Raw genomic sequence first — 21,016 nt, forward strand, 5'->3', positions numbered from 1 at the left:
GCGCCCATGCCAAGATGCCGGCTATGCAGCAACGCGCGCGGACCGCCCTCTAATAATCAGCTTGGCGTTTCCCGGAATGCCGCGTCGCTTCGTGCTCATTTCTTGAGCAATTTGTTGGAGGGCCGATCTTTCGCCCCCATATTCGACGGGCGCGACAGCCGGTTTTCGCTGCTGCATGGGGTGCAGGTGGTCGGAGGTTCAAATCCTCTCGCCCCGACCAGACAAGAACCCGCGTCAGTTCAAGCTGACGCGGGTTTTTTCTTGGCCGTCGCTTTTTTGCACATCGCAGCGCGGCCCCGGTAAAATGCAAGGTTGATCCACGGAAAGCGCCGTGATTTAGCGGAAGAGGATTCCCCGAACATGACTGATCTTCGTCTTACCATGCGGTTCGCTGCAGTGCTCGCCACCGGCGCGCTCGTCGCCGGTTGCGGTACGTCGTCGCCCACGAAAGTGGACTACAAGAGCGATTCGAAATCGAAGGAAGCGTCGCTCGCAGTGCCGCCCAACATGCTCGACGAGACGGCCGATCAGCGTTCGCTGCCGCCCCAGGGCGGCGCGACTTCCCTGTCCGCGCTCAAGCAGGTCCAGCAGGCCGCGCCCGCGCTGGATACCGTCGCACCGGCCGTGGCCGGCATGCATATCCAGCGCGACGGCACCGAAAGCTGGCTCGTGATCGACGGCAAGCAACCGGCCGCGATCTGGCCGCAGGTTCGCCGTTTCTGGCAGGAGCAAGGCTTCCTGCTCGTCGTCGACCAGCGCGACAAGGGCGTGATGGAAACCGACTGGAACGAAACTCATCCGCAGATCAACGACGGCCTGATCCGCAGCGTGATCTCGAAGGCGATGGGCAATTCGTACGTGACGGCCGAGCGCAACAAGTACCGTACGCGTCTCGATTCGGCGCCGAACGGCGGCACCTACGTATTCATCAGCCAGAAGGGGATGCGCGAGGCGATCACCGGCGCGAACAACGATTCGAGCAAGTGGGAACCGAAGCCGAACGATCCGGCGCTCGAGACGGAATACCTGAAGCGGCTGATGGCCGTGCTCGCGCAGAACGAGCAACGTGCGAAGAACGGCGAACCGCCGATCGCGAACATCAAGGACAACGCGGTACCGAAGGACAAGAAGGCCGATGCCGACGCGTCGTCGAAGGCTGCTGCGGCAATCGCCGCGCAGAACGTGTCGCGCACGTCGGCGCAAGGCAGCGACGCGGCCGAAGCGACCGTGCCGTCCGAAGTCACGCTCGGCGAGCCGTACGACCGGTCGTGGCTGCACGTCGGTCTCGCGCTCGATCGCGCGAACTTCACGGTCGACGATCGCGATCGCTCGAAGGGCCTGTATTTCGTGCGCTATGTCGATCCGAAGGATCTGAGCTCGGCCGAGCAGGGCTTCTGGAGCCAGTTGTTCCACGGCAAGAAGGAAAAGCAGGCGAAGCAGTATCGCGTCAACGTGAAGGCGCTCACGGCCGATCAGACGCGCGTCGCGGTCGTCGACGATGCGGGCGTGATCGATACGTCGTCGCCGGCTCGGCAGATCATGGGGTTGCTCGTGAATCAGCTCCGCTGACCCGGCGTTTCCCACACTCCTGAAAAGCCCGCCATTCGGCGGGCTTTTTTCATGGCCGCTCGCCGGCGCGTGCGATTGTTCTAGTGGTTCGGCCCGCCTCGTGACGTTACGTAACATCCGGGCGTTACGACGACAGAACACGTGTCACATTGTCGCCAATCCAAAAAATTGTCCTTACAAATCAAAGGAGTGTCGCGCATGTCATGCTTGGCACGCAACCTGCTTTATAGGTTTGAATCGTTAGAAGAGGGAGGCTGGGCGTCAGCGTCCGGAGCGTGCGCCGCGTGCGCCGAACAACGGTCTCGACGCCTTCACATGCCGACGCGACAAGCGTCCGCACAACAGATGACGATCCGCGCCCGCGTGCGGATCTCGATGGCCCCGTCGCCTATCCTCGTAGGGCGACGGTTTCGCCCGCGCTTCTCTGAAGCGCGGGCTATTTTTTTTGTGCCGTCGTCATGCCGTATCGGCGTAGCCGATGCGCGCTGCGGGATTCGCGTATTCTCGGACTTTTTCGGACGAAGGAGGCGGGAATGGCGGAAATCGCAGTCGTGGCGCTGATCGTGGCGAAGCCGGGCGCGGAGGAACAACTGCGCGCCGTGCTCGAGGGAATCGTCGAACCGACCCGCAACGAAGCCGGCGCATTGCAGTACGACCTGCACCGGGATCTGAAGGAGCCCGCGCGGTTCGTATTCGTCGAGCGTTGGGAGAGCGAGGAAGCATTGGCTGCTCATGCGCGTTCCGCGCATATTCTCGCTTATCGCGAAGCGGCCGCGGAGTGGATCGAGCGTTCCGAAATCCGCGTGCTGTCGAAGCTCGTCTGAACGTGAGCCGGGCGGGGCGACCGGACGTGTCCGGTCGCGGCGGCGCGTCAGTGCGACGCGCTGGGTACGTCCAGGATCAGGATGATCGTCCAGTCGGCGTCGCCGTCATGGTGATACTGGCGCTCGGCCACGATGAACGGTTGCTGCTTGCCTTGCGGGCCGAGGAACAGCACGTCGCCCTCCATCGGCAGGCACTCGATCGGCGGCAGCGCGAGAAACGCGTCGTCCGAGCCGCGGGGCATCAGTTGCTTGATCTGGCGAGTGGCGGCTTCGGTCCACTCGATGTCGAGTTGAATGTTGCTCATGCTGTCCTCCGCACCGGGGTGCGCACGGGTGGAAAATTTCGGTGCGCGACTTTAGCACAGCGCGCAGGCGCCGCAACCAAAAAAGCCGAACCCGGTTGCCCGGATTCGGCTTTTCGCTGGTGCGGTGCCGCCGAACTTACTGGCTGGCAGCGTCTGCAGCCTTCGCCTTCTTGGCGGCCTTCTTCGCTGCCTTGTGATGCGCGCCCTTCTTGCCGTGGTGGTGCTCTTCCTGCGCCGCCGGCTGAGCCGCTTCGGCCGCTTGTTGCTGTTGCAGCGCTTGCGCGCGCTGCTCGATCTCGGCGATCTTGGCCGGATCGGTGATGGTTTGAATCTGCGTGCTCTCTTGCGCATACGCTGCGCCAGTCAGCGCCGACATCGCTACCAGGATAGCCAGGGACGTCTTCTTCATTGCTTTACCTCCGCTAAGTGGTGATGAACCCGAGTGTTGCCGTTTTGTCTGGCGACTGCAGTCGAGTGCGTGTCGAGTGTAACAAAAGTGACGGATCAATGTGCACCGGATCGTCGCGCGACGCAAGGCCCCGTTGAAGTCGCGCAACACTTCGCGTACTTCGTCACGCGTCAGCCATTCGGGGTGGCGCCGTGATTTTCTCGCCGGTTTTCCTGGTGTCGTCAAAACCAGCCGAGCCAGCGATACACGTGGAATTGCGCGATTCCCACCAGCTCGTGCAGCGCGTGCTCGGCGTTGACCACATTCCGCCAGCGCGGCAGCCAGCCCGTCTGCGCGTGGCGGAGATTCGCATAAACGGGTTGCGGATCGATGCCGAAGCGGCGGAAATCGAGCAGGGCGCGGCGCATCTGATACGACGACGTGACGAGAATGCGCGCGTCGTCATACTGTGAGCGTAGTATAGATGCAGTGAATTTCGCGTTTTCGTAGGTCGTGCGGCTGTTCGGTTCGAGCAGGAGGTCGGCGGGCGCCACGCCTTGTGCGACGAGTTGGCGTCCGTAGACGGCCGCCTCCGTGTCGCCGTGATGTTGCGGGTCGCCGCCCGACATCACGACGGTACAGCGCTCGGCCTGCTGCCGGCACGTGCGATAGAGCGCCGCAATCTTGCGGATGCGCGCGACGCCGTCGGGCGGCGGCTGCAATCCGGCGTCGGTGCGGCGCGTGCCGGCGCCGATGAGGATCAGCGTAGTGCGCCCGTGCATGTCGGGGTGCTCGACCGGCGTGACGCCGGCCTCGGTCCAGGCGATCAGCGGCGCCGCGAGCCAGCCCGTCGCGAGCAGCCAGAACAGCGCGGCGGCGGCGATCGAAAGGGTTCGACGCTGCTTGCGGCAGAGCATGAAACCGATGAAGAGAAGTACAAATGAATCGAACAGAATCAATTTGATTGGGGTATGGTGTCTTTTTATGGACGGCTGACGATACGGCCCTGACGCGACGCCGAACAACGTTGGCCTCCAGAATCGGTGGCGGTTTCGGCGGGCGGAGACCCCGCCCGGTGCGCCGCTTCGCATTGTCGCTGCACTTTAAGAAAGAATCGAGATGGCCACGTATTCCAACGAAGCGGTGCTCGACGCATTGAGACGAGTGCAGTACCGCCAGGTACCGTGGGCACGCCGCCCGGGCGTGTTCGAGTATCTCCGATCGCTCGGGCTGATGGACACGGTCAGGCAGAAGACCGTTGCCCCCGCACCGGGCTTTCATGCACCGGTTGACATTGCCGTACTGACCGAAAGCGGTCGAGCCGAATTCTCGCGCCTCGAGCGTGCCGAGAAATTACTTTCCTGGACTGATCGCCGCATGGACGACTACGCATTGAGCGAAGCGGGCGCCGTGGCGATTCTCGAAAGCCGCCTGTAGCAGGCTTCATCCCGCCCCGTGCGTCGCCGCGCAGGCCGGCGATGCAAAAAAAAGCCCGTATCGCGAGGATACGGGCGTACCGGATACTTTTGCTGCTGCCACGCTGTGCTCATGGCAACGTTGTGACTCGCCGCAGGCGGTGCAGTTCCCGGATCCGGGCATTTTCTTTGGCGAAATCTCGAAATCGGCAGGACTACGGATGACGCGACATGCCGGGCGGCTGTGAGCCGATCCGCGCCCGAGCATTGCTCGCGATGTCGCCGCGCAAGTCGCCGCGCGGCACGGTTTGCCGGCTCGATGGATTCGCGGCCGGCGGCTGGCGGAGGGTGTTGCGATGATCCTGCTGGCGATGGGGCGGCTTCATGCGATCGTCGGCATGGACAGGGGCGGCCAGCGCCACGGAAACGACAATGCCGCATGCAACGAGCAGTGACATTGTTTTCATGGCGGGGCTCCCTCTCAAGCCGTCCGTGCGGCCTGTTGATATGACGCTAAGGTAAGCGTGGGAGTGCAGGCTTGCTGTAAATATTGGTAAATAGATGTTTCGCGGCACGACAACGGGAATCGACGACAACGCATGCGTTGCAATGAGGTCGCATCGCAGAAAGACACCGGGCGGCCGCAGCCGCCCGATCGAGCATTCGTTACGCCATCTTGACGGGCGCGCGCCAGGACTCCGGATTGGTCCAGAAGGCGCCGCGCAGCCGGTCGCGGCTCGGCGGCGCGGGCGGCTTCGCCGCGCTTGCGCCGATGCGTCCGCGCAGCGAGATTTGCCGGCCGCTCGTGCCGAGTCGTTTCACGATTTCGGCGAGCGTACCGTCCGCCTGCCATTCGTCGAAGCGGCGGCGGCAGGTCGGCGGGGACGGATAGCGGCCCGGCAGTTTCGACCAGCCTTCACCCGTCGACAGCACCCACAGCACGGCGTTGACCACCGACCGGGCTTCCACGCGGGGACGGCCGCGCCGCTCGCTCCGCGCGGGCTCCGAGCAAAACAGACCCTCGACCAGCGCCCACTCGTTATCTCTCAAATCGTCGAACAGCATCATGTCCTCACCTCAGCGAAGCTAACTCCGGTGCGCTGCCCTGCGCCGCGCACTCTTCAAGCACTCGATCCTCGAGTGCCGGGTGGGGGCGTCCGGTTGGCCGGCAGCGGCGTTTCTGCTCTTCCGTCCGACGAAACCTGCACCCTGTGCGCAAGGTAATGCACGAAGCGTGCCATGTCGGAGGTGAATCCCTCGAGAGCCGCTTGGCAGCGAGCTAACGGCTAAGTCAGCTAGGGGCGTATAAGACGCCAAAATAACCCGTCAGCAAATCGGGACAATCACCAATCTTGTGCAATTCGCCCATGTCACGTGCGTTTGCGAATGTATTGCACCGCAGCGAAACATGGACGAAGGGGGCCGGATTCGCTCACCGTAGACGGCTTCGCACATTAGAATCACGCATCGATATCGGCGATTGATGAGGTCGGGACATGAACGTTACGCTGCGCCAGCTTCGCGTGTTCATCGAGGTCGCGCGGCTCAAGAGCTTCAGTCGGGCGGGTGACGAGATCGGGCTCACGCAGTCCGCGGTCAGCCGTTGCGTGCGTGAGCTCGAGGCCGAACTCGGGTTGAAACTGATCGACCGCACGACGCGCGACGTGCAACTGACCGACGTTGGCGGAAACCTGATCGCAAGCGTGTCGCGCCTGCTCGACGATCTCGACGACACGCTGCGCGAGATTCGCGAGATTGGGGAGCAGCGTCGCGGGCGCGTGATCGTCGCGGCAAGCCCGACGATCGCATGCAGGCTGATGCCTCGCGTGGTGGCGTCGTGCGAACGTCAGTTCCCGTTCGTGACGCTCGGCCTGCGCGACGACGTGCAGAGCGACGTGCTGCGCAAGGTGAAGTCGAGCGAAGTCGACTTCGGCGTCGTGATCGGGCCGCTGACGGTTGCCGATATCGTCTGCGAGCCGCTGATGACCGATTCGTTCTGCCTCGTCGCGCGCGCCGACCATCCGCTTGCGGCGCGGGCCGAGGTGCCGTGGACGGCGCTGGACGGCGAGCGCCTCGTGCTGCTCGATCATGCGTCGGGCAGCCGGCCGCTGATCGACGCGGCGCTGGCCGCGCATCGCGTCAACGCGACGGTCATGCAGGAGCTCGGGCATTCGGCGACCGTGTTCGGGCTGGTCGAGGCCGGTATCGGCGTGAGCGTGCAGCCGTGGCTGTCGCTGCCGCTGCCTGCCGGCTCCACGTTGGTCGCACGGCCGCTCACGCCGCGCACCGAACGAACCGTCGAGCTGGTGCGCCGCCGTGACCGGTCGTTGTCGCCCGCCGCGCAGGCGATTTGGGAGCTCGTGCGGCAGATGCCGGCGAGGGCCGAGGATCTCGACTGACGTGCGCCGCCGTGCGCCGGTCCGGCTTGCCGGCCGGTACACTACGCGGATCGTGTTTCTCCGCGGTGTTCTCGATGACGCATTCCGCAGGTTTTTTCCCGGCGAACGACGAGCCGGCGGCGCGCACCGCGGTGCACGCGCTGCGGCCGTCGCTGATTCGCGAGGTCGCGAACGCCGGCTTCGGCGTGCCGGACATGCTGCCGTTCTGGTTCGGCGAATCCGATCGCGTGACGCCGGACTTCATCCGCGACGCGGCGGCGGCGGCGCTGCGCGACGGGGCGACCTTCTACACCCACAATCTCGGCACGGCGCCGCTGCGCAACGCGATCGCGGCCTACGTCAGCGCGCGCCACGGTGCGACGGCGGCCGACACGGTCGCCGTGACGAGTTCGGGCGTGAGCGCGCTGATGCTGGCTGCCCAGATGCTGGTCGGGCCGGGCGAGCGTGTCGTCGCGGTCACGCCGCTGTGGCCGAATCTCGTCGAGATTCCGAAGATTCTGGGAGCCCAGGTCGATTGCGTGCCGCTCGGCTACGGCGACGCGGGCTGGCAGCTCGATGTCGGCCGGCTGCTCGCGGCGCTGACGCCCGATACGCGGATGCTGCTGATCAACTCGCCGAACAATCCGACCGGCTGGACGATGTCCCGCGACGATCAGCAGGCCGTGCTCGCCCATTGCCGTCGTCACGGCATCTGGCTGGTCGCCGACGAGGTGTACGAGCGGCTTGCCTTCGACGACGGCGGCGCGCCGTCGTTCCTCGATATCGCGTCGCGCGACGAGCGCGTCGTGGTCGTGAATTCATTTTCGAAGGCGTGGGCGATGACGGGCTGGCGGCTCGGATGGCTGATTGCGCCGGCGTCGGTGATGGGCGACCTGTCGAAGCTCGTCGAATACAACACGTCGTGCGCGCCGGGCTTCGTGCAGGCCGCGGCCGAGGTCGCGTTGCGCGACGGCGAGCCGTTCGTGCGGTCGTTCGTCACGGCGCTGCGCGACGCGCGCGACCACCTGGTCGCCGCGCTGCGGACACTGCCGGGCGTCGAGGTGCCGCCTCCTCCAGGCGCGATGTACCTGTTCCTGCGGCTGCCGGGCGCGACCGACAGCCTGACGTTCTGCAAGACGCTGGTGCGCGACGCGGGGCTCGGCCTGGCGCCCGGGCGCGCGTTCGGCCCGGAGGGGGAAGGGTTCGTGCGCTGGTGTTATGCGTGCGATCCGGCGCGGCTCGACGCGGGCGTCGAGCGGCTGCGCCGGTTCCTCGCGCATGGCGCGGGCGCTCGCTGAAGCGGGGGCGGAGCGGGTGTGCCGCCCGGGCGGTGGCCTGTTCCGCTCATCTTTACGCACCGGGCAATTTTGCGTAATATGGCGTTCAGTCACGCGGCTCCGTCGTTGAGCCGTGCTGTTCCGTCCGGTTTGGGCCTGGCCTGAAGTTGGTTCGCCGCCCCCGGTTCGTGCTCCCATCAATATGACCGATCAGAATCGGGCGAGCGCGTCTTCCGTTCCTTTCGTCTGTTTGTTGATCCGGTTCGTTTGACCACAGGGTCTGGCCTAGCTGCATGAATACCCAAGAGGCGAAGATCGTCCTCGAGACTGCTTTGATCTGTGCGCAGGAACCGCTGAAGCTCGGCGATTTGCGCAAGCTCTTTGCCGACGGCGTGTCGGCTGACACGGTCCGCACGTTGCTCGAAGATCTGAAACAGGATTGGTCCGGTCGCGGTGTCGAACTGGTGGCGCTGGCGACCGGGTGGCGCTTTCAGAGCAAGCCGGCGATGCGTCATTATCTGGATCGCCTACATCCCGAGAAGCCGCCGAAATATTCGCGCGCGGTGCTCGAAACGCTCGCGATCATCGCGTACCGGCAGCCCGTCACGCGCGGCGACATCGAAGAGATTCGCGGCGTCACGGTCAATACGCAGGTGGTCAAGCAACTCGAGGATCGCGGCTGGATTGAGGTGATCGGTCATCGCGACGTGCCGGGGCGTCCGGCGCTGTACGCGACGACCAAGCAGTTCCTCGACGATCTCGGCCTGAAGGCGCTCGACGACCTGCCCGCGCTCGAGGAGCCGGCCGCGAACATCGAGGCCGCGCTGCTCGCGCAGCAGGCGATGGATTTCGACGGCGACATGCCGTCGGCCGACGCGCCGCAGGCGCTGGCGGATGAAGCAGCCGCCGACGGGGCCGGCGATGCCGCGGCCCACGTCGCGTCGACGCAGGAAATTCCGAGTCGCGATACGCTCGATGCTGATCGCGGGCAAACGGAACAGACGGAACAGGTTGGCGCCGAAGCAGTGCCGACCGATGTGCAGCCCGAGCCGCAGCGTGCGGATTGGAGCGAGGAAGATCGCAAGCCGGCCGCCGAAGCGGCTGCCGGAGACGGAGCGGAAGCTGCCGGCGACATGCCCGGCGAGGCCGATCAGGCCGACGCATTTCGCTCCCGTCCTGCGGACGACGAGACGCTGGACGACACGTCCGACAGTCTCGCGGATGCCGTGCGAAGCGCGAATGCGCCCATCGGCGCCGACGCGCTGCCGGACGACGAAGCAGAACCCGAACAGCGTCGCGCCTGATCGCGGCCAACTTCTTGCCGCGCCCGCGCCGGGCGCGAGACCTGACATTTTGAGGTTGTTTTGACAGATATCCACGATATTGAATCGTCCGCGCCTGCCGTGCAGGCAGCGCGTGCCGACGATGCGCCGGAGCAGGATGCTTCGGCCGCGGGTGGCGACGAGCGTCCTCGCCGCGGTCTGCGGCGCGGCCCGCGCAGCCTGATCGCGCGGCGTCGCGCGGCGGCCAAGTCGAAGGGCGCCGAAGGCGAGCAGCCGGGTGCCGAGGGCGCGGATGCGCAGCCGGCCGACGCTGCCGACGCGCCGCCGGCGCGTGCGCCGCGCAAGGAAGGCGCGGCCAAGGGCGGTCGCAAGCCGGCCGCCAAGCGCGAAGGCGCGCCCAGGGGTGGCCAGGGCGGGCAGGGCCGTCGCGGTGCGGCGAAGGCTGAAGGCGGCCCGGCGAAGGCAGCGGAAGGCGATGCGTCCCAGGACGAACTGTTCGCCTACGTGACGTCGCCTGCCTTCGACGCGGACAACTCCGCGGGCGGCAGTGGCGTGCGTGCGCCGATGCTGCGCCGCGGCCGCAGCCAGCCGGCGAACAAGCGCGTGCTGTCGCCGGACGACGACGCGCCGAAGCTCCATAAGGTGCTGGCGGAGGCGGGCATGGGTTCGCGCCGCGAAATGGAAGAGCTGATCGTCGCCGGCCGCGTGTCGGTGAACGGCGAGCCCGCACACATCGGCCAGCGGATCATGCCGACCGACCAGGTGCGGATCAACGGCAAGCCGGTCAAGCGCAAGCTGCCGAACAAGCCGCCGCGCGTGCTGCTGTATCACAAGCCGACGGGCGAGATCGTCAGCCACGCGGATCCGGAAGGCCGGCCGTCGGTGTTCGACCGTCTGCCGCCGATGAAGACGGCGAAATGGCTTGCAGTGGGCCGCCTCGACTTCAATACGGAAGGTCTGCTGATGCTGACGACTTCCGGTGATCTCGCGAACCGCTTCATGCATCCGCGTTACAGCGTCGAGCGCGAGTACGCGGTACGCGTCGTCGGCGAGCTGGCCGAAGGCATGCGGCAGAAGCTGCTGCACGGCGTCGAGCTCGACGACGGTCCGGCGAATTTCCTGCGCATCCGCGATGGCGGCGGCGAAGGCACGAACCACTGGTATCACGTCGCGCTGGCCGAAGGCCGCAACCGCGAAGTGCGCCGGATGTTCGAGGCGGTCGGCCTGATGGTGAGCCGGCTGATCCGTACGCGTCACGGCCCGATTCCGCTGCCGCGCGGCCTGAAGCGCGGCCGTTGGGAAGAGCTCGACGACGCGCAGGTGCGCAAGCTGATGGCGACCGTCGGCCTGAAGGCGCCGGCCGAGGAGAAGGGCAAGCGCGGGGCTGCCGGTCCGGCTGAGCGTCGCCAGCCTGATCCGATGCAGACGTCGATGGGCTTCATCAGCCGCGAGCCGGTGCTGACGACGCACGGGCAACTCGACCAGCCGCGTCGCGGCGGCGGCCGACGCGGCGGGCCGGGCCTGCCGGGCCTGAGCGGCTACGGCAGCCTGCCGGTCGCGCCGTCGGGTTACGGCAACCGTGCGGGCGGCGGCCGTGATGGCAACCGCACGGGCGGCGGCCGCGACGGCAACCGCGCAGGCGGCGGCCGCGACGTCGACGGCAATCGCGCGTCGTATGGCGCGGGTCCGAAGCGCGATGGCGCGGGCGGCAAGCGCGGCGGCAGCAAGGGCGGCGGCAATCGCACCCCGAACGGCAATCGTGCCGAAGGCGCCGGCAACGGCGGCCCGCGCGGCGGTCAGCGTCCGCAGCGCAGTCGTACGCGCGGCCGCTGAGCGCTATTGGATTGGCGTTCGGCGGCGCTACGCCGCCGGTTCGCCGGCCGGTTGGGGCGACACGGCGGATCGCGTTGACGGGTTTCGGCTGCCGCCATGTCGGGTGTCGCGACAGCGACGATCACAGGTGCGGTAAGGTGGCGCCGGTCGATCGGGCAGCCCGATTTCGCATTTTCGGCCCGTAAAGGCAGTCGACGCGCTGCTTTTACCGGCTGGCTTGGCGTTTGCGCCAAAAATCGCTATAATCGCGGAGTCGCTGGGCGTACGGATTCAATGTGCGGCTCAGGTGCGACCACCAGTAAGAGAAGATGGGCGTTCCGCCCATTTTTTTTTGCTGAAACGGTTAGGCATCTCGGGTAGCGCTTCCTGCGCCGGCTAAGGCGCGCGCCCGCGGGTGAATCGCGAGCGGCGGGCGCGAACACCTGAGAGGACACTGTGCAACTGACGGAACTGATAGAAACCACGGTCACCGGGCTCGGCTACGAGTTGGTGGATCTCGAGCGCACCGGGCGCGGCATGCTTTGCATCTATATCGATCAGCCTGCCGGCATCTCGCTCGAAGATTGCGAAAAGGTCACGCGTCAGCTCCAGCACGTCTTGACGGTCGAAAACATCGATTACGAACGGCTCGAAGTCTCGTCCCCGGGGCTCGACCGCCCGTTGAAGAAGCTGGCCGACTTCGAGCGCTTCGCCGGCAGCGAAGTTTCCGTGACCTTGAAAAAGCCGCTGGACGGGCGCAAGACGTACCGGGGCATTCTGCACGCGCCGAATGGCGAAACGATCGGTTTGGAATTTGAGGGGAAGAAGGGCGAGGCAGCCATGCTGGATTTCACGCTGGCCGATATCGACAAAGCCCGCCTGATTCCGCAAGTTGACTTTAGGAGCCGCAAATAATGAGTCGCGAAGTGTTGATGCTGGTGGATGCGCTGGCGCGCGAGAAAAACGTCGACAAGGATGTGGTGCTGGGCGCCCTCGAGGCTGCGCTTGCGTCCGCTTCCAAGAAGCTGTTCGACGAAGGCGCCGAAATCCGCGTCCATATCGATCGCGAAAGCGGCGAGCACGAAACCTTCCGTCGCTGGCTCGTCGTACCCGACGAGGCAGGCTTGCAGGAGCCGGATCGCGAGATCCTGCTGTTCGAAGCACGTGAGCAGAAGCCCGACGTCGAAGTCGGCGAGTATGTCGAGGAACCCGTTCCGTCGATCGAATTCGGTCGCATCGGCGCGCAGGCCGCGAAGCAGGTGATCCTGCAGAAGGTGCGCGACGCGGAGCGCGAGCAGATCCTGAACGACTACCTCGAGCGTGGCGAAAAGATCATGACGGGTACGGTGAAGCGCCTCGACAAGGGCAACTTCATCGTCGAATCGGGCCGGGTCGAGGCGCTGCTGCGCCGCGATCAGCTGATCCCGAAGGAAAACCTCCGCGTCGGCGACCGCGTGCGGGCGTACATCGCGAAGGTCGACCGCACCGCGCGCGGCCCGCAGATCGAGCTGTCGCGCACGGCGCCCGAGTTCCTGATGAAGCTGTTCGAGATGGAAGTGCCGGAAATCGAGCAGGGCCTGCTCGAGATCAAGGCGGCCGCCCGCGACCCGGGCGTGCGCGCGAAGATCGGCGTGATCGCGTACGACAAGCGGATCGATCCGATCGGCACCTGCGTCGGTATCCGCGGTTCCCGCGTGCAGGCCGTGCGCAACGAGCTCGGTGGCGAAAACATCGACATCGTGCTATGGTCGGAAGATCCCGCCCAGTTCGTGATCGGCGCGCTCGCGCCGGCAGCCGTCCAGTCGATCGTCGTCGATGAAGAAAAGCATTCGATGGACGTCGTCGTCGACGAGAACGAACTGGCTGTCGCGATCGGCCGCAGCGGTCAGAACGTGCGCCTTGCCGGCGAACTGACCGGCTGGCAGATCAACATCATGACGCCGGACGAATCCGCGCTGAAGCAGGGCGAAGAGCGCGACCGGCTGCGTGCGCTGTTCATGGCGCGTCTCGACGTCGACGAAGAAGTTGCCGACATCCTGATCGACGAAGGCTTCACGAGCCTCGAAGAAATCGCGTACGTGCCGCTCAACGAAATGCTCGAAATCGAAGCGTTCGACGAGGACACCGTGCACGAACTGCGCAATCGCGCACGCGACGCGCTGTTGACGATGGCCATCGCGAACGAAGAAAAGGTCGAGAACGCAGCGCTGGATCTCAAGAGCCTCGACGGCATCACGCCGGAGCTGCTCGCGAAGCTGGCCGAACACGGCGTGCAGACGCGCGACGATCTCGCCGAGCTGGCTGTAGATGAACTGGTCGACATGACCGGAATGGAAGAGGATGCCGCTAAGGCGTTGATCATGAAAGCACGTGAACATTGGTTCCAGTGAGAAATGACCATGGCGCACTGATTTGATGGCGGCCGTATGGCCTGACCCGATGCTAACCGCAAGGAATCGGTCCTTGCACTAAGAGGAATGAATGGCGAGTAACAACGTAGCCCAATTTGCCGCGGAACTGAAAATGCCTGCTGGTGTGCTGCTCGAACAGCTGCAGGCAGCGGGCGTCCAGAAAGCGAGTGAAGACGATGCGCTGTCCGAAACGGACAAGGCGCGTCTGCTCGATCATTTGCGCAAGTCGCACGGCGCAACCGACGGCGACAAGCGCAAGATCACGCTGACCCGCAAGCATACGTCGGAGATCAAGCAATCTGACGCGACGGGCAAGGCTCGCACCATTCAGGTCGAGGTCCGCAAGAAGCGTACGTTCGTCAAGCGCGACGACGTGGCCGATGGTGCGGAACAGGGTCAGGCGCAGGTCGCCGAAGCGGACGACGATGCAGAACTGAAGCGTCGCGAGGAAGAGGCGCGCCGCGAGGCCGAGCTGCTCGAGAAGCAGGCGCAGGAGTTGCGCGAGCGTCAGGAACGCCTCGAACGCGAGGAAGCCGAACGTCGCGCCCGCGAGGAAGCGGCCGAGGCCGAGCGCCGTCGCGCCGAGGAAGAAGCGGCGGCGAAGCGTGCCGCGGCGGAAGCCGCCGCAGCCCAGCAGCAGGCGGCAGCGCAGCAGGCTGCTGCTGCCGAGCAGGAAGCGACGCCGACGCAGTCCGCGCAGGACGAAGCACGCGCAGCCGCCGAACGCGCGGCCCAGCGCGAAGCGGCGAAGAAGGCCGAGGACGCTGCCCGCGAGGCAGCCGACAAGGCGCGCGCCGAGCAGGAAGAGATCAGCAAGCGTCGCGCGGCGGCAGAAGCCGAAGCACGCGCGATCCGCGAAATGATGAACACGCCGCGCAAGGCCGTGGTCAAGGCAGTCGAGCCGCCGAAGCCGGTCGAGCCGCCGAAGCCGGCTGAAGCGAAGGGCACGCTGCACAAGCCGGCGAAGCCGGAAGGCGCACAGGCGCGTCCGGCCGTGAAGAAGCCGGCTGGTGCGGCGGCTCCGGCCACCACGCAGGCGCCGGCAGGTGCGGGCGACCGCAACAAGAAGCCGGGCGCAGGCAAGGGCGGCTGGCAGGACGACGCATCGAAGCGCCGCGGCATCAAGACGCGCGGCGACTCGAGCGGCGGCGTGGACCGCGGCTGGCGCGGCGGCCCGAAGGGGCGCGGCCGTCACCAGGACAGCGCATCGTCGTTCCAGGCGCCGACCGAACCGATCGTTCGCGAAGTGCACGTGCCGGAAACCGTGTCGGTTGCCGATCTCGCGCACAAGATGTCGATCAAGGCCTCCGAAGTCATCAAGGTGATGATGAAAATGGGCCAGATGGTCACGATCAACCAGGTGCTGGACCAGGAAACGGCGATGATCATCGTCGAGGAACTGGGCCACCGCGCGGTTGCCGCGAAGCTGGACGATCCGGAAGCGCTGCTCGTCGAAGGCGAAACCGGTACCGATGCGGAGCAACTGCCGCGTCCGCCGGTCGTCACGGTGATGGGTCACGTCGACCACGGCAAGACCTCGCTGCTCGACCACATCCGCCGCGCGAAGGTGGCTGCGGGCGAAGCGGGCGGCATTACGCAGCACATCGGCGCGTATCACGTCGAAACGCCGCGTGGCGTCATCACGTTCCTCGATACGCCGGGTCACGAAGCGTTCACGGCAATGCGTGCACGCGGCGCGAAGGCGACCGACATCGTGGTGCTGGTGGTGGCAGCCGACGACGGTGTGATGCCGCAGACGAAGGAAGCCATCGCCCACGCGAAGGCGGGCGGCGTGCCGATCGTCGTCGCGATCAACAAGATCGACAAGCCGGATGCGAACCCCGATCGCGTCAAGCAGGAGCTGGTCGCGGAAGGCGTCGTGCCGGAAGAGTACGGTGGCGATTCGCCGTTCGTGCCGGTGTCGGCGAAGACGGGCGCGGGTATCGACGATCTGCTCGAGAACGTGCTGCTGCAGGCCGAAGTGCTGGAACTGAAGGCACCGGTCGAAGCGCCGGCCAAGGGCATCGTGATCGAAGCGAAGCTCGACAAGGGTAAAGGCCCGGTCGCGACGATCCTCGTGCAGTCCGGTACGCTGAACCGCGGCGACATCGTGCTGGCGGGTACGGCCTACGGCCGCGTCCGTGCGATGCTCGACGAGAACGGCAAGCCGACGAAGGAAGCCGGCCCGTCGATCCCGGTTGAAATCCAGGGTCTGTCGGAAGTGCCGGGTGCGGGCGAGGAAGTGATCGTGCTGCCGGACGAGCGCAAGGCACGTGAAATCGCGCTGTTCCGTCAGGGCAAGTTCCGCGACGTGAAGCTCGCGAAGCAGCAGGCCGCGAAGCTGGAAAGCATGCTCGAGCAGATGGGCGAAGGCGAAGTGCAGAACCTGCCGCTCATCATCAAGGCCGACGTGCAGGGTTCGCAGGAAGCGCTCGTGCAGTCGCTGCTCAAGCTGTCGACCGACGAAGTGCGCGTGCAGATCGTGCACAGCGCGGTCGGTGGCATCAGCGAAAACGACGTCAACCTCGCGACGGCATCGAAGGCGGTCATCATCGGCTTCAACACCCGTGCGGACGCTCAGGCACGCAAGCTGGCCGAGGCGAACGGTATCGATATCCGCTACTACAACATCATCTACGACGCAGTGGATGAGGTGAAGGCGGCGATGTCGGGCATGCTGGCGCCGGAGAAGCGCGAAGTCATCACCGGCATGGTCGAGGTGCGCCAGGTCTTCAAGGTACCGAAGATCGGCACGGTCGCCGGCTGTATGGTGACGGACGGTATCGTCAAGCGCTCGTCGTCGGTGCGCGTGCTGCGCAACAACGTCGTGATCTTCACAGGCGAACTCGAATCGCTGAAGCGCTTCAAGGACGACGTGAAGGAAGTGAAGCAAGGCTTCGAGTGCGGTATGTCGGTGAAGAACTTCAACGACATCGTCGAAGGCGACCAGTTCGAAGTCTTCGAAGTGACCGAAGTCGCGCGTACGCTGTAATCGTCGCGCATCGGCTCATGGGCGGGGCAGGCTTGGGCCTGTCCCGCCCATTTTCATGGTGGCGTGCCGAAAGCGGCCGTCGCTTCATCCTGATAAACGGATCACGGATCGATCATGTCCAGGAAACGTACTTCCCCCAATCGCAACGTTCAGATCGCCGACCAGATTCAGCGCGATCTGTCCGAACTCATCATGCGCGAGGTCAAGGATCCGCGCGTCGGCATCGTGACCATCCAGAGCGTGGAACTCACGCCGGACTATGCGCACGCGAAGGTCTACTTCACGGCGCTCACCGGCGATCCGGACAAGACGCAGGAGGCGCTGAACCATGCGTCGGGTCACCTGCACAACCTGCTGTTCAAGCGCCTGCACATTCATACGGTGCCGACGCTGCATTTCCATTACGACCAGACGATCGAGAAGGCCGTCGAAATGTCGCGCCTGATCAAGGAAGCGAACTCGACTCGCGCGAAGGACGACGACGAGGCCGACGCGCCTGCCAAGGACGACTGAGCTCGACGGGCCTATGACGAATGCAGCACCCCAACGTCCGCGCGTGCCTCGGCGCGTGCTGGACGGCGTTCTTCTGCTGGACAAGCCGGTCGGCCTGTCCAGCAACGATGCGCTGATTCGCGCGAAGCGTCTGCTTCTTGCGAAGAAGGCCGGCCACACCGGCACGCTCGATCCGCTGGCTTCGGGCCTGCTGCCGTTGTGTTTCGGCGAAGCGACCAAGTTTTCGCAGGATTTGCTCGACGCCGACAAGACCTATGAAGCGACGATGCATCTCGGCCAGCGCACGGCCACGGGCGACGCGGAAGGCGACGTAATCGACACGCGGCCGGTCGAATGCGATCGGGCGGCGGTGGAAGCCGCGCTCGTGCGCTTCACCGGCGACATCGTGCAGGTGCCGCCGATGTATTCGGCGCTCAAGCGCGACGGCAAGCCGCTGTATGAATATGCGCGCGCTGGTCAGACCGTCGAGCGGGAAGGTCGCAACGTGACGATCCACGCGCTCGAACTGCTCTCTTGCGAGTTGCCCGACGTGACGTTTCGCGTGACCTGCAGCAAAGGCACGTATGTGCGCACGCTGGCCGAGGATATCGGCGAGGCGCTGGGTTGCGGCGCGCATCTGACGATGCTGCGTCGCACGGGCGTCGGTGCGCTGACGCTCGAGCATGCGGTGACGCTCGACGCGCTGTCGGACGCTGCCGAATCGGCGCGCGATGCATGGCTGCAGCCGGTCGATGCGCTGCTGTCGACGTTTCCGCTGGTGCGTCTCGACGAAGCAAGCGCGAAGCGCTTCCTCCACGGGCAGCGCCTCCCGCTGTCGGCGCTTGATTCGATCGATGCGGCCGAAGGCGAGCGCGTGCGCGTGTACGACGCAACGCGGCTGCTCGGTGTCGCGCGCAAGGCGAATGGCGTGCTCGCACCGGAACGGCTCGTCGTGACGGCTGAGTGATGCGAGGCGCGCAAGCGCCATCGGCGGAATTAAAAAACCCGGTCGAGGTCGGCCGGGTTTTTTGTTGGGTACGTTGCGTTGAACGTGGCGCTCAGTGCGCGGCCGACGCCGCTGCACCTGCATCGCCGCCGCCCGCGCGTTCGGGCTTCGTGATCCAGATCAGTCCGATCAGCAGCACGAAGATCGCCGCCGAAATGTAGAACAGATCGTTCACGCCGAGCTGTGCAGCCTGCTGCGTGGCCATGTTGTTGATCAGGCCGTGTGCCTGCTCCCGCGTGAGCCCGAGGTTGCCCATCTGGGTGACGGCTTGGTTGAACGTCGGGTTGTACGGGTTCGCCTGCTCGACCAGTTGCGCGTGGTGGAAGTTGTTCCGATGATCCCACGCGGTCTGGAAGATCGACGTGCCGATGCCGCCGCACATGATCCGCACGAAGTTCGACAGGCCGGAAGCCGCGGGAATGCGGTGGCCGGGCAGGCCGGACAGCGTGATCGACACGAGCGGGATGAAGAACCCGGCCATCGCGATGCCCTGCACGAGCGTCGGCAGCGTCAGCGACCATTCGTCGACGCCGGTCGTGTAGCGCGAACGCATCCAGAAGCACAGCGCGAACGTGAGGAATGACGCCGTCGAGATGAAGCGCGGATCGGTGCGCGGCAGATACTTCCCGGTGAGTGGCGACAACAGGATGGCGAACAACCCGACCGGCGCCATCACGAGGCCGGCGTCGGTCGCGGTGTAGCCGATTTGCGTCTGCAGCCACAGCGGTAGCAGCACGAGATTGCCGAAGTACAGGCCGTACCCGATCGACAGCGCGACGGTGCCGCCGGTGAAGTTTCGTATGCGGAACAGCGACAGGTCGACGACCGGGTGCTCGGCGGTCAGCTCCCAGATCACGAAGAACGCGAAAGCAATGACGGCGGTCAGCGCGAGCACGACGATGGTCGTCGACGCGAACCAGTCCAGATCCTTGCCCTTGTCGAGCATGATCTGCAGCGAGCCGACCCAGACGACCAGCAGCGCGAGGCCCACGCCGTCGATCGGCGCGCGGCGCACGGCGGACTCCCGATTGCGGTAGATCATCCACGTCGCGGCGGCGGCGGCGATGCCAACCGGGATGTTGACGTAGAAGATCCACGGCCACGAATAGTTGTCCGAGATCCAGCCGCCGAGAATCGGGCCCGCGACGGGGGCGATCAGCGTCGTCATCGCCCATAGTGCGAGCGCCATCGGCGCCTTCGCCCGCGGATAGCTCGACAGCAGAAGCGCTTGCGACAGCGGAATCATCGGGCCCGCGACGGCGCCCTGGAGCACGCGCGATGCGAGCAGGAATGGCAGGCTCGGCGCCAGCCCGCACATCCACGACGAGATGACGAACAGGATGATCGACGCGAGGAACAGGCGGACTTGCCCGAAACGGTCGGTCAGCCAGCCGGTCAGCGGCACCGAGATTGCGTTCGCGACCGCGAACGACGTGATGACCCACGTGCCCTGGTCGGACGACACGCCGAGGTCGCCCGAGATGGTCGGGATCGCGACGTTCGCGATGGACGTGTCGAGCACGTTCATGAACACCGCGAGCGATACCGCGATCGTCCCGAGCAGGAGTTGCCCGCCCTGCAGGGGCGGGTAGGAGACAGGAGCCTGTGCCATGTCGGTTGTCTTTCCGGAGTCGGAGCGGTTACATCATTTTCGCGGCGCTGTTCTGCTTCGCCGCGACCGGCGCCGACGTGTTGCCGCCTGCGTTTTCGGCGATGATGCGCGCGATTTCGGCGTCGGCTTCGTCGCCGTATTTCGCGAACACGTTGGTCTCGTAGACGGTGTTCGGCGCGTTGACGAGCTGGTCGCCGCGTTCGTCCTTGATGTCCACGTCGACCTGCATCGACAGGCCGATGCGCAGCGGATGCTTGTCGAGATCCTTCGGGTCGAGCTCGATCCGCACCGGCAGGCGCTGCACGACCTTGATCCAGTTGCCGGTCGCGTTCTGCGCCGGCAGCAGCGAGAACGCCGAGCCCGTGCCGGCCGAGAAGCCGACGACCTTGCCGTGATACGTGACCGACGAGCCGTAGATGTCGGCCGTCATCTCGACCGGCTGGCCGATGCGCATGTGCTTGAGCTGGACTTCCTTGAAGTTCGCGTCGACCCACACGGCATTGAGCGGCACCACCGACATCAGCGGGTTGCCGGGCGACACGCGCTGGCCGACCTGCACCGAGCGCTTCGCGACGTACCCGGTGACCGGCGCCGGCAGCACGTTACGCGCGTTCGCGAGGTACGCGTCGCGCACCTTCGCGGCGGCGGCCATCACGTTCGGGTGCGATGCGATCGTCGTGTTCGCGGTCAATGCACGATTCGACGCGAGTTGCTGCTGGGCGGCATCGACCGATGCCTGCGCGGCTTTCACCGCGTCGCGGGCGTGCGAGATTTCTTCCTGCGACACGGCGCCCGTCTGCGCGACGGCGAGGCGACGACGCAGGTCGTCCTGCGCCTTCGACAGGTCGGACTGGCGCAGCGCGACTTGCGCGCGGTACTGGTCGTCGTTGACGAACAGGCCGCGCACCTGGCGCACCGTTTGCGCGAGGTTCGCTTCCGCCTGCTGCAGCGCGACCTGCGAATCGGCCGGGTCGAGCACGACGAGCGGGTCGCCGGCCTTGACCGTCTGCGTATCGTCCGCCTTCACGGCGATCACGGTGCCGGTGACCTGCGGCGTGATCTGCACGACGTTGCCGTTCACGTACGCATCGTCGGTGTCTTCATGGAAGCGGGCGACGAGGAAGTAGTACAGGCCGTACGCGATGGCCGCGATCACGATGACCGCGACGAGCAGCGTCATCATTCGTTTGCGCTTGCCGTTGTTCTGCGGCTGCGCGCTGGCGGCGTTTTGTTGGTCGCTCATGGCGATTTT

18 protein-coding genes and 1 pseudogene are annotated in these 21,016 nt (G+C 65.6%); 12 read left to right on the plus strand and 7 right to left on the minus strand.

Going from position 1 to position 21,016, the window contains the following annotated elements:
- The first annotated feature begins 360 nt into the window (after nucleotides 1–360).
- Entirely contained in the window at nucleotides 361–1,569 is a 1,209-nt protein-coding gene (gene bamC, locus CFB49_RS07835) for an outer membrane protein assembly factor BamC (RefSeq protein WP_089491079.1), read from the plus strand.
- Between the two features lie 533 nt (nucleotides 1,570–2,102).
- On the plus strand, nucleotides 2,103–2,393 hold the full coding sequence (locus CFB49_RS07840; protein ID WP_069621360.1) for a putative quinol monooxygenase: 291 nt from the start codon (nucleotides 2,103–2,105) through the stop codon (nucleotides 2,391–2,393).
- 47 nt (nucleotides 2,394–2,440) lie between these two features.
- Here CFB49_RS07840 and CFB49_RS07845 read toward each other — a convergent pair whose 3' ends face one another.
- The 3 genes from CFB49_RS07845 to CFB49_RS07855 all read right to left on the minus strand — a co-directional run bounded on the left by CFB49_RS07845 (nucleotide 2,441) and on the right by CFB49_RS07855 (nucleotide 4,045).
- Complete coding sequence (locus tag CFB49_RS07845; RefSeq protein ID WP_006476176.1) at nucleotides 2,441–2,698, minus strand: hypothetical protein; 258 nt, start codon at nucleotides 2,696–2,698, stop codon at nucleotides 2,441–2,443.
- Nucleotides 2,699–2,834: 136 nt separating this feature from the next.
- Nucleotides 2,835–3,107 (minus strand): hypothetical protein, encoded by a 273-nt coding sequence (locus CFB49_RS07850; RefSeq protein ID WP_069621361.1) that lies wholly within the window; start codon nucleotides 3,105–3,107, stop codon nucleotides 2,835–2,837.
- A gap of 221 nt (nucleotides 3,108–3,328) precedes the next feature.
- Nucleotides 3,329–4,045: a YdcF family protein gene (locus CFB49_RS07855; protein ID WP_089491080.1), complete on the minus strand. Its 717-nt coding sequence runs from the start codon at nucleotides 4,043–4,045 to the stop codon at nucleotides 3,329–3,331.
- A gap of 160 nt (nucleotides 4,046–4,205) precedes the next feature.
- On the opposite strand from CFB49_RS07855, the gene CFB49_RS07860 reads away from it, so the two are divergent.
- Nucleotides 4,206–4,523 (plus strand): hypothetical protein, encoded by a 318-nt coding sequence (locus CFB49_RS07860; protein ID WP_069621363.1) that lies wholly within the window; start codon nucleotides 4,206–4,208, stop codon nucleotides 4,521–4,523.
- A gap of 193 nt (nucleotides 4,524–4,716) precedes the next feature.
- Here the strand turns inward: CFB49_RS07860 and CFB49_RS36720 are convergent, their stop codons facing one another.
- Together CFB49_RS36720 and CFB49_RS07870 are read right to left on the minus strand one after the other, a co-directional pair.
- Nucleotides 4,717–4,968: a hypothetical protein gene (locus CFB49_RS36720; RefSeq protein WP_069621364.1), complete on the minus strand. Its 252-nt coding sequence runs from the start codon at nucleotides 4,966–4,968 to the stop codon at nucleotides 4,717–4,719.
- Between the two features lie 202 nt (nucleotides 4,969–5,170).
- Nucleotides 5,171–5,566: pseudogene (locus CFB49_RS07870) on the minus strand (transposase); the annotation flags it as partial.
- A 431-nt stretch (nucleotides 5,567–5,997) separates the two neighbouring features.
- Between CFB49_RS07870 and CFB49_RS07875 the strand changes: the two are divergent.
- The 9 genes from CFB49_RS07875 to truB all read left to right on the plus strand — a co-directional run bounded on the left by CFB49_RS07875 (nucleotide 5,998) and on the right by truB (nucleotide 18,113).
- A complete protein-coding gene (locus CFB49_RS07875) occupies nucleotides 5,998–6,900 on the plus strand; it encodes a LysR family transcriptional regulator (protein ID WP_069621365.1) in 903 nt (300 codons plus the stop codon).
- A gap of 74 nt (nucleotides 6,901–6,974) precedes the next feature.
- Complete coding sequence (locus CFB49_RS07880) at nucleotides 6,975–8,177, plus strand: pyridoxal phosphate-dependent aminotransferase (protein WP_089491437.1); 1,203 nt, start codon at nucleotides 6,975–6,977, stop codon at nucleotides 8,175–8,177.
- A gap of 272 nt (nucleotides 8,178–8,449) precedes the next feature.
- The gene (gene scpB / locus CFB49_RS07885) at nucleotides 8,450–9,460 is read left to right on the plus strand and encodes an SMC-Scp complex subunit ScpB (protein ID WP_089491081.1); all 1,011 of its coding nucleotides are present in this window, start codon (nucleotides 8,450–8,452) and stop codon (nucleotides 9,458–9,460) included.
- 60 nt (nucleotides 9,461–9,520) lie between these two features.
- The gene (rluB, locus tag CFB49_RS07890) at nucleotides 9,521–11,272 is read left to right on the plus strand and encodes a 23S rRNA pseudouridine(2605) synthase RluB (RefSeq protein ID WP_089491082.1); all 1,752 of its coding nucleotides are present in this window, start codon (nucleotides 9,521–9,523) and stop codon (nucleotides 11,270–11,272) included.
- 435 nt (nucleotides 11,273–11,707) lie between these two features.
- On the plus strand, nucleotides 11,708–12,166 hold the full coding sequence (gene rimP / locus CFB49_RS07895) for a ribosome maturation factor RimP (protein WP_011351796.1): 459 nt from the start codon (nucleotides 11,708–11,710) through the stop codon (nucleotides 12,164–12,166).
- Nucleotides 12,166–13,641 carry a transcription termination factor NusA gene (gene nusA / locus CFB49_RS07900; RefSeq protein WP_006476166.1) on the plus strand — a complete coding sequence of 492 codons (1,476 nt, stop codon included), beginning with the start codon at nucleotides 12,166–12,168 and terminating at the stop codon, nucleotides 13,639–13,641. Before rimP ends, nusA begins: the two co-directional genes overlap by 1 nt.
- 91 nt (nucleotides 13,642–13,732) lie before the next feature.
- Nucleotides 13,733–16,654, plus strand: a complete 2,922-nt coding sequence (gene infB / locus CFB49_RS07905) for a translation initiation factor IF-2 (RefSeq protein WP_069621368.1) — start codon at nucleotides 13,733–13,735, stop codon at nucleotides 16,652–16,654.
- Nucleotides 16,655–16,768: 114 nt separating this feature from the next.
- Nucleotides 16,769–17,167, plus strand: a complete 399-nt coding sequence (gene rbfA, locus CFB49_RS07910) for a 30S ribosome-binding factor RbfA (RefSeq protein WP_050012484.1) — start codon at nucleotides 16,769–16,771, stop codon at nucleotides 17,165–17,167.
- Nucleotides 17,168–17,180: 13 nt separating this feature from the next.
- On the plus strand, nucleotides 17,181–18,113 hold the full coding sequence (gene truB / locus CFB49_RS07915) for a tRNA pseudouridine(55) synthase TruB (RefSeq protein WP_089491083.1): 933 nt from the start codon (nucleotides 17,181–17,183) through the stop codon (nucleotides 18,111–18,113).
- 91 nt (nucleotides 18,114–18,204) lie between these two features.
- On the opposite strand, the gene CFB49_RS07920 is transcribed toward truB, so the two are convergent.
- Nucleotides 18,205–19,764, minus strand: a complete 1,560-nt coding sequence (locus CFB49_RS07920; protein WP_089434942.1) for a DHA2 family efflux MFS transporter permease subunit — start codon at nucleotides 19,762–19,764, stop codon at nucleotides 18,205–18,207.
- Nucleotides 19,765–19,792: 28 nt separating this feature from the next.
- Nucleotides 19,793–21,007, minus strand: a complete 1,215-nt coding sequence (locus tag CFB49_RS07925; RefSeq protein ID WP_089491084.1) for an HlyD family secretion protein — start codon at nucleotides 21,005–21,007, stop codon at nucleotides 19,793–19,795.
- Between the last annotated feature and the right edge of the window lie 9 nt (nucleotides 21,008–21,016).

The sequence above is a fragment of the Burkholderia sp. AU17457 genome (assembly GCF_002223255.1).
Classification (GTDB): Bacteria; Pseudomonadota; Gammaproteobacteria; order Burkholderiales; family Burkholderiaceae; genus Burkholderia; species Burkholderia sola.